This window comes from Aestuariirhabdus haliotis, assembly GCF_023509475.1.
Lineage (GTDB): Bacteria > Pseudomonadota > Gammaproteobacteria > Pseudomonadales > Aestuariirhabdaceae > Aestuariirhabdus > Aestuariirhabdus haliotis.
Genome location: NZ_JAKSDZ010000089.1, coordinates 1 through 2,313, shown reverse-complemented (window position 1 = coordinate 2,313; position 2,313 = coordinate 1). Strand labels below are relative to the sequence as shown.

3 protein-coding genes are annotated in these 2,313 nt (G+C 53.7%); all 3 read left to right on the top strand.

Going from position 1 to position 2,313, the window contains the following annotated elements; all coding sequences use genetic code 11:
• The first annotated feature begins 189 nt into the window (after window positions 1–189).
• The 3 genes from MIB40_RS19325 to MIB40_RS19315 all read left to right on the top strand — a co-directional run bounded on the left by MIB40_RS19325 (window position 190) and on the right by MIB40_RS19315 (window position 2,211).
• Window positions 190–837: an FMN-binding negative transcriptional regulator gene (locus tag MIB40_RS19325; RefSeq protein ID WP_249697138.1), complete on the top strand. Its 648-nt coding sequence runs from the start codon at window positions 190–192 to the stop codon at window positions 835–837.
• Between the two features lie 61 nt (window positions 838–898).
• On the top strand, window positions 899–1,639 hold the full coding sequence (locus MIB40_RS19320) for a GNAT family N-acetyltransferase (RefSeq protein WP_249697137.1): 741 nt from the start codon (window positions 899–901) through the stop codon (window positions 1,637–1,639).
• Window positions 1,640–1,752: 113 nt separating this feature from the next.
• On the top strand, window positions 1,753–2,211 hold the full coding sequence (locus MIB40_RS19315) for a GNAT family N-acetyltransferase (protein WP_249697136.1): 459 nt from the start codon (window positions 1,753–1,755) through the stop codon (window positions 2,209–2,211).
• The last annotated feature ends 102 nt before the right edge of the window (window positions 2,212–2,313 follow it).

Genomic DNA, 2,313 nt, shown 5'->3' with positions numbered 1-2,313 from the left:
GAACCCAGACTCTTTGTTACGCCTTTTTGAAAGGTCTAGACCTTACTGCAAAGACGTGCCGCGATTCTGGATTCGCCTGAAAGCCAGAGTTCATCAGAATTAATCAGAGGTGCCTTAACGAATAATGGCGATGGCAGCCCGGCCATGCTCGCCTTCTATTGACGGGCCACCCGGGAAAGAGTGGACAGTATGCATATACCCAAAAAATTTCAGCAGGATGATCCGGCCCAATTGCGGGATATCATCGTTAACTATCCCTTCGCCAGCTTGGTGACCCATTCTGAACAGGGGCTGGAGGTTAGCCACCTGCCTTTTTACCTGAACCAGTCAGAAGGTAAGGATATTTTGCAAGGCCATATTGCCAGGGCCAACCCGCTGTGGAAATCGCTGGGGGATCAATCGGAAGTATTGGTCGTATTCCATGGCCCCAATTGCTATATCTCCCCCAATCACTACCCCACCAAACAGGAAACCGGCAAGGCCGTACCCACCTGGAATTACATTGCAGTGCACGCGAAAGGAGTTCTGTCGTTTATTCAGGATGCGCAGTGGAACCTGGGCATGCTGAACAACCTTACGTCCCAGCACGAGGCGGGGCGAGCCGATGCCTGGTCTCTTGCGGATGCCCCTGCGGGCTATATTGAAAGAATGCTACCGGCGATAGTAGGCATTGAAATCGAGGTGCGTTCAATCACCGGGCAATGGAAGCTCAGTCAAAATCAACCCGAGGTTAACCGGCAAGGCGTGATAACCGGCCTCTACCAGGAAACTAACACAGACTCACATAAGGTGGCCGAGCTGGTTGCCGGTTACCAGGCCAGCAAGCCGTCACCCTGAAAACCCAACAGATCACGGAATTATAACGAGCCTTTGCACAGTCACTTTGGAACATTGCACCATGACATCCAACAACACACTCGAACAACCCTACCCTCGCCCATTATCCGGTGCCGAGGTATCCCAATTACCCCCTGCATTGATCCCGGCGCGCGCCCCACTGGAAGGTCGCTATGTTCGTTTGGAGCCTATGGATGCCGCCTTGCACGCCGAAGCGCTGTACCGGGCCGGTCACGATGACGAGGCTGCGCTCGGCATTTGGGACTATATGGTTTACGGCCCCTGGCCCGATGTTGATAGCTATCGACAAACCCTGCGTCAGCAATCGGCCTCCCAGGATCCGATGTTCTACGCTCTGCGATCGCTGGATACCGGCCAGATAGGCGGCCAGGTGAGCTTTCTTAATATCAACGCACTCCATGGCACCATTGAGATCGGACACATCTGGTTCAGCCCGCAATTGCAGAAAACCCGGGCAGCCACCGAGGCGCTCTGTTTGATGATTCGCCATGCCATGGACGATCTCGGTTATCGGCGCATGGAGTGGAAATGCAACGCCCTGAATGAAGGTTCCAGAAATGCGGCCAGGCGATTGGGCTTTCGCTTCGAAGGGGTGTTCTACAACCACCTGATCTTCAAGGGCAAAAATCGCGATACCGCCTGGTATTCAATCCTCGACAGCGAGTGGCCAACGTTGCGAGCGATCATGCAAGACTGGCTGTCCCTCGACAATTTCGATAGCAATGGGCTGGCGAAAACGTCCCTGTCGGCCGCTACCCTTAACCACCCTGACAGGGTTTAACAGGCAACACTGTATTGCCATCACCGGTTTATTGATTCAGGCAACGCTGATTACTTCGCCGTTGCCTTAAAATGACTAACAAGCTTTCACCCGCTTATTTGAAAGGAGTTCTTATGCAGGTCACCGTTTCCCCCGCCACTCTCGAAGACCGCCAGCAATGGCAGACTCTTTACTACGGCTATGCCGAGTTTTATGAGATGCCCATGAACCAGGAGATTCTCGATAATGTCTGGTCGTGGATTTTCGATGCCGAGATGCCCTTCTATTGTCTGCTGGCCAAAGACAACGAAGGCAAGGCCCTGGGGTTAATGCACTACCGAGCCATGCCATCCCCGCTGCGGGGCCGAATGGTCGGCTTCCTCGACGATCTGTTTGTCAGCCCGGACAGCCGCGGACAGGGTACGGTAGATGCCCTGTTTGAGGCGCTTACCGAGGCGGGCAAAGCCAACGGCTGGCCCAATATCAAATGGATCACCGCCGACAACAACTACCGCGCCCGCTCGGTGTACGACAAGCTGGCCAGCAAAACCCATTGGGTGACTTATCAGATGGATACCCAGGATACGGCTTAAAAGACAATGATCTTCCCCCGATAAAACGGACACATGATTTTTCATGCTGCTAATTGCTCGTATTCCATCGGTGAACAGTAATCAATTCCTGAATGCAGCCGC

Excerpts from the sequence above, each read along its gene's own strand:
- MIB40_RS19320 (WP_249697137.1), top strand. The coding sequence starts at position 899 with ATGACATCCAACAACACACTCGAACAACCCTACCCTCGCCCATTATCC.
- MIB40_RS19315 (WP_249697136.1), top strand. The coding sequence starts at position 1,753 with ATGCAGGTCACCGTTTCCCCCGCCACTCTCGAAGACCGCCAGCAATGG.
- MIB40_RS19325 (WP_249697138.1), top strand. The coding sequence starts at position 190 with ATGCATATACCCAAAAAATTTCAGCAGGATGATCCGGCCCAATTGCGG.